The sequence below is a fragment of the Yersinia sp. LJYL362 genome (assembly GCF_048323875.1).
On sequence record NZ_JBLWEX010000020.1, the window covers coordinates 1 to 8,576 of the forward strand.

The following is an 8,576-nucleotide window of genomic DNA, read 5'->3' on the forward strand; positions in this document are numbered from 1 at the left end:
GCCAAATAGGGGTTCACATGGTACGGCCCGTACTGAACCCGGGTAGGCTGCTTGAGCCAGTGAGCGATTGCTGGCCTAGAGGAATGACTGTCCACGACAGAACCCGGCTTACCGGTCAACTCCACTCCTCTTTAAAAACAATGAGTTGGTGTGTCCCGTCTGCATTTCACATTGAGTGGGATACATGATGGGATACATCAACTTTTGTTCTCTTCCTTATACGTTCCGTCGCAATGGTACTTTCTACCTCTACTTTCGTTTACCAGATAACCGCTTTTTTAAGTCATCTTTGGCATGTACTGAGATAAAAAGGGCGAGATTCCTCACATCCAGACTGATGTTTTTCATTTCATTGCTGAAACTTGGTAGGATAGAAAACAGTCAGTTACAGATGATTGTGAGAAAAATGAGACAGTTAACGCAAAGTGATATTGATGATTATCTACTAGAAGTTCAAACAGAAATCCATGAAGAAGCCCGTAGAACCAAATTTGAGGCAAGGGAAGCGTCTACTTCTGGAGGTAAGCCAATACCCGTCGATTTAGCTAAAGGGTTCTCAGAGTTTGCCGGGGAACACCTAGAGGATACTCTTTACAATGGAGCTAAATCATTTTCCAATGATCATATAACCGATTATTTCAGTGCTCAATTTGATGTTACTGGGATGACAAATCAGCTTATGGAAGCTTCTGTACAATATGATTATTTCCTCAAACAGTGGCAGGATGCCAGAACCGCTTTTTTCAGCAGGAACCTAAAAGACTATGACGATATTGTTCAGTCTTTAAAACCTCCAACACTTAATGTTCCTATTTATATCACTGCACCAATGGCTGACGGTTCCAACAGCGAGAATCAGCTTACCTTGGTTGAGGCTTGGAATGATTTTGTAGCATTTACCTCACAGAAGAAGAAATGGACACTTAAAACCCAAAAAGATAATGAAGCGAATTTTGAGTTCATAAAATTTGCACTTGGGGCTGAAACACGGGTGGTATCAATTACCAAGAGAAATATAATCGATATGCTGGATATAGCGGAGTCCTTACCGCAGAGGAATAAAGGGAAGTACAGGAATATGTCATTTCAGGAATGTCTTGATACAGATATTCCTGAGGAGGATTTGATTTCCTCTAGATCTGTTAATGGGTATTTAAAAGTATGTCAGTCATTTTTTTCAGGTTATTTGACACGGGAAGTTGATGTCTTAACTAGCTCACCAACGGCGAATGTTAGGTATCCTGCAAAAAGTCAAAGTTATGGTTCGTACTCTCGTAAGGAAATGGCAAAGCTCGTAACTCATTTCCTGAGCCTATCTGGTTGGGAGAAATGGGTGTTTTTATTATTATCCTACACTGGTGCACGTAGGGGAGAAATAGCAAAGTTAAATGCGGAGGATATTAAGTTTGATGATGATTCCCAACGCTATTTCATATATATAAAAGAAAGCAAAACTGAAGCTGGGATTCGGAGTATTCCTTTACATCGTAAGCTAGTAGATTGGGGCTTTCTAGGTTTCGTTGAAAGTAGAAAAACCAAAAGCCAAATCAATGATCTTTTTCCTGAAATTGGTTATGTGAACCGAATCAGCAAAACATTTATCCAGATTAGGGATCGCCTTAAAATTCCCCCTGTGAGTTTTAAGGGTAATCGAAGGGTCGTGCATAGCCTAAGGCACACATTTATAACGAACGCACAGAGTAAAGTTGGGAATGTTAACCTTATTCAGCAAGTCGTTGGGCACGAGCATTCTAAGATTGGGCAAACACAAGTGTATACCACTACATTTGAACTATCTGCCCTATTGTCTGTAGTTGATAGTATCGAATGGATTTGATAATAAATTTCTAACGAAATATCTTCTTACTGGGGCAACTACCAGCCCCTTTCTTCACGATTGATTCAGTTCTATGACCATCACTATAAACACAGACTTTGCCGCCCTGTGTAGGATAGGAATCGATTAATGTAAGAGTGTTCACCGTTGCGTGGCTATCTGAGAATATAAGTATTCCACTCAAGACTAAATATCTCAGTGATTTCATTTCAAGGCTTACTGTCACGATACTACTTTTTTTGACTGTCACCCATATTCTCCCACCAACTGCCTATATTATCGAACACATCCAATAAGCCACCAGATGACTTCTGGATGTCACTAAGCCGCTCACTTTGACCTTGAAAGGTAGTAGCATAGTTGTCAGCTTGAATTCTTTTAGCTGCTTCTACATCCCCTCTCCTAAAGTCAATCAAACCGCCCCCTACCATCGCCCCAAAAATGACAACTACAATAACGCTCTTTACCAAGACCTTTTTCATTTTAAGCCCCATTATCTAAATTTTACAGAAGGTTACTTGAAGGTATAACTAATCATTCCATACATTATTGATCAATAATAACGATCGATAAACAAAAATCGATCGGTAAAATTGATTAATTGGTTTGTATGGAGCGCATTGAATACCATTGCTGGTGAAATAATGAACATAATTTTGTGAGCTTCAGTCATGATCGAGCAGAGGACATCTGGTGTATGGATTTGTCTGGTCACTAAAGAATATTTTTATTTGTTATTCAGTCGGTTGAGTAATGAAACCGGTGAGAGAGAAAAGAAAATTGATGGTTAATCCCACTTTTCCAGTTGCCAAAGGCTCTGTTTGAATATAAGATGAAATGGGTATTTTTTAATGCAACATTTATGGATCGTAATTTAACCCTTCACCTTATGCTATTTCTTAGTGATTCCCCTTCTACTGCCTAGTATTCGTAGTTTTCATAGTCCTGTGTTCAGTGTGCTATTTTTACGGGTTCTTAAATAATATCCTAGTCCTATCTCTACCTCACGCTATGTCTTTCTGTTATCTCGATTCTAATCATCAGATTGGCTGGGTTTTCTTTTGCTTTTTTACTTAGGAGTATTTTGATGGCTAATGTTTTATTGAGGAAAAAGGGGCGCTCTACGCTCCTTCATAGTGGTCCGTATTTACATAACTCATTAAGTTACAAGGTTTACTACGGTACAAGCCGTAAATGTTCACCACTCTATATTGAGATCTTAGATAAATTTACCAATGAAATTAATGCGATGCGTAGTTGCTATAGTCGTACTTATGCGTTCAGATTTGACTTACACATCCCTGAAGGAATGAGTGTTGATGAATCTAACTCCCTGATCAGTGAGCTATTTTCTAAGTTAAGGGACAAATTCAAATCTAAGCAATGGGATAATCAGCCGATTAAAAAGTTTGCTTACGGATGGGTATGGGAAATTAAAAAAGCCAAAAAACCACACTATCACCTATGGATTGCACTACCTGGGAATCAGGTACAAAAGACGGGTCATGTAGATTATGGGTTGTTCAAGATAATAAATGACTTGTGGATGAATCTTACTGAAGGCTTGGGGAGTGCTCACTTACCTAAGAATTCGTATATGATTAAACGAGACGATGATAGAGAGTTAAAGGAGTTCGTCTACCGAATATCTTATCTAGCAAAGGACGACGGTAAATACTCTCAGGGAGACAAAACCAAGCGCTTTGACGGTTCCAGACTCTTTGGTAAACTGACTCCCACGAATATTGAGAAGCATTGAGAAGCAAACTGCTTAACAAAGCTCTCCCTACTCTCTAGGATTACAGATTTAAATTATTAATTCATATCACTCACAGACACAGCACTCTAATGCAGTCAGAAGCTCTTGTAAACCTGATTGTGACGTTTTTTTAGTGCTAGCAATGCAACCCCAAAGGGTATGAATTAAATGGCCTTAAATCGCTCTGTATTGAGCTTTTTATCGTTGATAGCTTTTCCTAACAATTCAGCCTCAACTTAAAGCTATTTCCTTCTTAATACGGAACACCGTGGCACGCCCACATTCGCATAGCTTAGCAATCTCATCAGCGGATAACTGGCTATTTGTAAGGTAGCTCTTTACCCGAGTATGTAACTCTTCATCTCTTGCTTTACCTTTGAATACCCCACCTTTCGCTTTAGCGATAGCTATACCTTCCTGCTGGCGCTGGCGGATGAAGCTACGTTCTAGTTCACCCACAGCTCCCAGCATAGTGATCATAAACTTGCTGGTGGGGCTATCATCAAACATCATGGAGTTGTCTAAAAAATAAACAGATACGCCCTTGGTCGTCAATTCCTCCAACAATGATAAAAGGTCTTTTGTGTTACGAGCTAATCGATCTACTGATTTAACTGTAACCTTATCCCCCGCACGGACTTTATTTAGGAGCTTTTGAAGTTCAGGGCGTTCAGTATTCTTACCACTGACTTTATCAATGAATAAATACGACTCTTCTATGCCTGCGTTCTGCAATGCTTCAACTTGCCTACTCACATTTTGATCTTTACTGCTAACACGCACATATCCAAAAGAAGCCATAACCACTCCAAGTCTCGTTAACGTGGGGCAAACGATACAGTATCATTAGGCTTACACCAAGAGGTTATTGATACTCTATTGGAATGCTTTAAGGAGTCTTAGTGGAGTCTACTTAAATGAGATAGTTGGTCACAGATATTTTCAAAAGACCCAATCAGATACTGTCGCAGTTCGGATTCAGTCAAGCAGCGCTGCCCATGCGGCAGCTATGCGTTAAGAAAATGCTGTGACTACCAATCAATTCATAAGGGGCGCTTTTTGCGCCCTATTTTTTTATTCAATTCTGCCAACTAAGCCCCCCCTGTATCGATATTAAAAAGTTAATTCTCATTACTAAATTAAACCACTGGTTTTTTATACACACGACCAAATACCACCTAAATAGGCCTTTAATCGTTTATCGCCTTTAAACTAGCTATATGTCAAAAATGACAATAAAACCCCGGAGAATCGATTTGGTGACCTTGTGGGGCATAAAATAGGCGTAATCAGTAGAATTTAGATGTGTAATGAGGGAGGACGTGGTAGCATTAAGTTTCTGGTGATCATGGATCCCAGAAACGAAAAAGCAGCTATCAGGTAAATGGCCTTGGAACCGACACCCGATAGCTGCTCATGCTCCAGTTCAGAGACTGAAGCGGCTCAACCAAATCTTGCAGGTCTGGTTAAGCCGGGCATAACATTACGGCTAATTGACGCAAATTTCCAGAAGATTTTGCGTTATAGCAAACCTTGCTTACATCTCTGCTCTGGGTTTATCCGTTATGAAATGGAGTAACTCATTATGACAGCGAAAGATTTTAACCAGCGTAAAGTGACTGACGATTACGCACCCGATCAAGCCCGCCAGAAACTAACCACCTTCTTTGAAAACCATCCAGCTGCTTTGGAAACGGTCCAGACACTAAACCGTACACAAGTATGTGTTCTCGCTGCACTCTTAGATGATAAATCGATCACAACATCAGGCTACACCATTCCAGCTGATTACGGTGTTAAGCGCGCTTCTGCGGTGATTCACGCTTTAGATAAGGAATACTCATTTCCGATATCGAGTCGGCGTGTTGAGACCGAATCGGATGTAGGCAACCGTACAAAGCAGTCACTTTTCTTCATTACCCAAGAAGATCAGGAGAGATTGCAAGTCGAGCCGGAAGTGGTGTTCAAGGAACGTCATGATAATGCTTGCCGCAAAAAGGAAAGTCAGGCACAAAAAGAGATTAAACGTTTGGTGAAGGAGTACGGTGAAGATGGTGTTCGTGAGCTTCTCGAGAGAGCCGCTAACGACGAAGCTGCTCCGGATTCTAATGTAGGCTAACGCAGTTAGATTCAAAGTTGGGGCTTAGGCCCCAGCTTCCCCTTAGAACCCTTTTAGCGAAAGTCTTTCATTGTGTACCTGTAAACCTCCGCTGCGGTGCCGCCACAAATTTCTCCCGTAGTTCCTAGGGTTAAACTACAAGATTCGGTATCTAAGACAGATGATGGGTGATATTTGAAAAAGATCGGAGCTAGGTTTTATACGCTATGGAAACGGCTAAGCAGCACTGAATAACGATCGAAAAGCCACTGTCAGTAGCAGTGGCGGTCATTGAGTGCTTAAGAGATTCTCTGAGAGAAGAGCGTTTTAATTGGGCTTTTTCAAGCACAGCGCTTCACTCGTGACATACTTAGTTGCCATTCCCGGCATCCAGCCTGATGGTATGCCCTGACAAGCTACATATCCTCTTTTTTCAAATTCATTTATAAAATAAAATCTAAACCCTATCTGAAAAATAATAGATGTAAGAAAGCAGAAGACAATAAATCTAGATACAGGCTTTTGGATGGAATCGGGTGCTTGACGACCTAAAAAAATAGGGGGAATAGAAAGAAAGGTAAGAGGGGTAAGTATAAGAAAACACGTAATTCCATATATGATAAAAGATGAGAAAACGATAATATCAGGAAATGATAAATACTCATTTATGGTATCTAAAGTCAGATATACACCTCCTACGCTTAAAGGTATAACTAAAAATAGCACACCAAAAAACATAGATACTCTTCTTTTTAATGTGAGTTCGTACATTAAAACCACCTAGTATTAAAGTTACTCAATACTTCTTTGATATAGTTTCTGACTTCATACTCAATAACGTCTTTACCTTTATCAAGCATCTTATCTGCATACATTGCCCCCAAATCCCAAAGCCCCTGTTCCACCTCGCGAGCTTTTTCTACAAATTCTTGCTGTGCACCTTCAATGCACTTAACAACTTGATCTGTAAAACCAAATTTATCATCTAAATAGTTTAAACCAATTGCAGAAACCAACCCAGCGACAACGACTACAACCAAAGGAACTGCAACGGTAGAAACAACGCCTAGAGCGATTGTCCCAATCCCCCAACTAATAGCCGACGCAATACCTATTTTCACTACATCTGTTGCCAAGGAACCGATAAACTCAGCCAGTGACGTTGCATCGTTCAATATAAAATCAACCGTTCGATAAGCGGCTGCAACATAAAATGTTAATCGTGCACCACTGATAATCGAGTTTTTCAGCCCATATTTGCCGATACCCAAATCAACCACCTTCGGGTTTTTTAATGCAAATACCGGCGCGGTTAATACTTTTCTGATACCGGCATAGCCCGTCAGTTTGATTAACTCAGTGCCTTTATGATTAACGTAGACAGTGGCTCTAATACCGAAGTCACCTAATCGAGCAATAATCATTGAGGTGGTGACAACATCCTTTCCATTCACACCGTAATTAACCATTACTTGCCCGACATCGGATTGAGTGGTTTCCACCCAAGCTGTTTTCGTGTCTTTCCAACCCCATGATTGGAGCACTTCCAAACTTTCCGAGAGTGTCAGTAGCATCACATCTTGATTGGTTCGTGCCAACATGGTGCGTAAGGCATCATCCGGCAGAGTGTGGGTATTACGTAACACCGGATAATCCGGCACAAACTCAGAAGGTGATTTTTCACCAGTGAGATAGGGGGGTAAACTGGCTTTTTTAGCCGACTGAGCGAACTGTTGTGGCTCTGCCATCGCAGGACGTGCCACTGTGACGGTTTGTGGCTGTCGCTCTACTATTGGATCAACCACCTGCCTCGCCATGCCGATAACAACATGATTTGGGCAGTTGCACATCACACGATCACCCGTTGCTACAAACGGTCGGTCTTCCGCCCAGTCTGACACGGTGCCTATAATTTGAAACGTACCCTTACACACTCCACACCACGCGAGATCTCCGGACTGTGCAACGGCTTTCAGACCTTCGAACCACGTCGATGACGCCGACCGAATTTCTCCGTGAGTCGTTTTGTCACCCAAACAAGCTAGCGAACGAGCCATAAACATCCCTTATTTATCCATTTGCCAATATCAATTTGGCAATCTGCCCAAAAAGGTAAGGGAAAATGATGGATCAGGCAAATAAAAACTGAAATTGTGTTTTATGTGTAACAAACGAAATAGGGTAGACAATAGGCTTCCCCCAGCAAGTGAGATACATCGTCGGGCTGCGCTAAGGTTATTAACTTGCTATGATGGGATACAAACTGAGATACACACTAACCTTATAACTACGTGTAAATGCAACGGAAAACGGCCTTTCATTTGGCTAGTTGCCTTACCGGTCAACTCCACTCATTCCGCAAAACCCCGCTTCGGCGGGTTTTTTGTTTATGTGATATACACATGAGAGGAATGACTGTCCACGACGCTTTTCACCAAAAGAAAGCGGCTTACCGGTCAACTCCACTCATTGTGCAAAACCCCGCTTCGGCGGGGTTTTTGTTTGGATTAGCGCTGATAACGCAAGGCGTCGACAAATAATGAAAACGCGGTGGTATGTTGCCTGCGGCTGGGGTAATAGAGATAGTAACCGGGGAAAGGCTCGCACCATTCTTCCAATACCCGAATTAGGTTACCGCTGGCAATTTCCGCTTTCACGGCATCTTCTGGCACCATGGCCAGACCAAATCCGATGACGGCGGCATCAATACGTTGTCGTATGCTATTGAAAGTTAACTGTCCATCAACCCGAACTCTTAACTCACGCCCTTCTTTTTCAAACTCCCAAGCATACAGGCCACCCATAGTTGGTAGGCGCATATTGATACAACGATGATGTTGTAAATCTGCTGGCGTGGTGGGGATGCCATATTTAGCCAAATA

The 8,576-nt window shown here is 41.6% G+C and carries 8 protein-coding genes; 3 read left to right on the plus strand and 5 right to left on the minus strand.

Annotation, left to right across the window (positions count from 1 at the left end):
* Positions 1-184 precede the first annotated feature (184 nt).
* Complete coding sequence (locus ACNSO8_RS00785) at positions 185-1,837, plus strand: tyrosine-type recombinase/integrase (protein WP_227734530.1); 1,653 nt, start codon at positions 185-187, stop codon at positions 1,835-1,837.
* 230 nt (positions 1,838-2,067) lie between these two features.
* Here the strand turns inward: ACNSO8_RS00785 and ACNSO8_RS00790 are convergent, their stop codons facing one another.
* Complete coding sequence (locus ACNSO8_RS00790; protein ID WP_050077018.1) at positions 2,068-2,319, minus strand: hypothetical protein; 252 nt, start codon at positions 2,317-2,319, stop codon at positions 2,068-2,070.
* A gap of 605 nt (positions 2,320-2,924) precedes the next feature.
* Between ACNSO8_RS00790 and ACNSO8_RS00795 the strand changes: the two genes are divergently transcribed.
* Positions 2,925-3,596, plus strand: a complete 672-nt coding sequence (locus ACNSO8_RS00795; RefSeq protein ID WP_227734531.1) for a YagK/YfjJ domain-containing protein — start codon at positions 2,925-2,927, stop codon at positions 3,594-3,596.
* 231 nt (positions 3,597-3,827) lie between these two features.
* On the opposite strand, the gene ACNSO8_RS00800 is transcribed toward ACNSO8_RS00795, so the two are convergent.
* A complete protein-coding gene (locus tag ACNSO8_RS00800; protein ID WP_227734532.1) occupies positions 3,828-4,397 on the minus strand; it encodes a recombinase family protein in 570 nt (189 codons plus the stop codon).
* A gap of 784 nt (positions 4,398-5,181) precedes the next feature.
* On the opposite strand from ACNSO8_RS00800, the gene ACNSO8_RS00805 reads away from it, so the two are divergent.
* Complete coding sequence (locus ACNSO8_RS00805) at positions 5,182-5,715, plus strand: hypothetical protein (protein ID WP_418393539.1); 534 nt, start codon at positions 5,182-5,184, stop codon at positions 5,713-5,715.
* 306 nt (positions 5,716-6,021) lie between these two features.
* Here ACNSO8_RS00805 and ACNSO8_RS00810 read toward each other — a convergent pair whose 3' ends face one another.
* From ACNSO8_RS00810 to ACNSO8_RS00820, 3 genes are all read right to left on the minus strand, one after another.
* Positions 6,022-6,465: a hypothetical protein gene (locus ACNSO8_RS00810; RefSeq protein WP_418393540.1), complete on the minus strand. Its 444-nt coding sequence runs from the start codon at positions 6,463-6,465 to the stop codon at positions 6,022-6,024.
* A complete protein-coding gene (locus tag ACNSO8_RS00815) occupies positions 6,465-7,751 on the minus strand; it encodes a PAAR domain-containing protein (protein ID WP_418393541.1) in 1,287 nt (428 codons plus the stop codon). The genes ACNSO8_RS00810 and ACNSO8_RS00815 overlap by 1 nt, the downstream gene beginning before the upstream one ends.
* A 450-nt stretch (positions 7,752-8,201) precedes the next feature.
* Positions 8,202-8,576: LysR substrate-binding domain-containing protein (locus tag ACNSO8_RS00820; RefSeq protein ID WP_418393542.1), on the minus strand; the 375-nt coding region annotated here is incomplete at its 5' end.

Bases quoted from the DNA above. Each gene is read 5' to 3' on its own strand.
- ACNSO8_RS00815 (WP_418393541.1), bottom strand. From the start codon at position 7,751: ATGGCTCGTTCGCTAGCTTGTTTGGGTGACAAAACGACTCACGGAGAA.
- ACNSO8_RS00790 (WP_050077018.1), bottom strand. From the start codon at position 2,319: ATGAAAAAGGTCTTGGTAAAGAGCGTTATTGTAGTTGTCATTTTTGGG.
- ACNSO8_RS00795 (WP_227734531.1), top strand. From the start codon at position 2,925: ATGGCTAATGTTTTATTGAGGAAAAAGGGGCGCTCTACGCTCCTTCAT.
- ACNSO8_RS00785 (WP_227734530.1), top strand. From the start codon at position 185: ATGATGGGATACATCAACTTTTGTTCTCTTCCTTATACGTTCCGTCGC.
- ACNSO8_RS00805 (WP_418393539.1), top strand. From the start codon at position 5,182: ATGACAGCGAAAGATTTTAACCAGCGTAAAGTGACTGACGATTACGCA.
- ACNSO8_RS00800 (WP_227734532.1), bottom strand. From the start codon at position 4,397: ATGGCTTCTTTTGGATATGTGCGTGTTAGCAGTAAAGATCAAAATGTG.
- ACNSO8_RS00810 (WP_418393540.1), bottom strand. From the start codon at position 6,465: ATGTACGAACTCACATTAAAAAGAAGAGTATCTATGTTTTTTGGTGTG.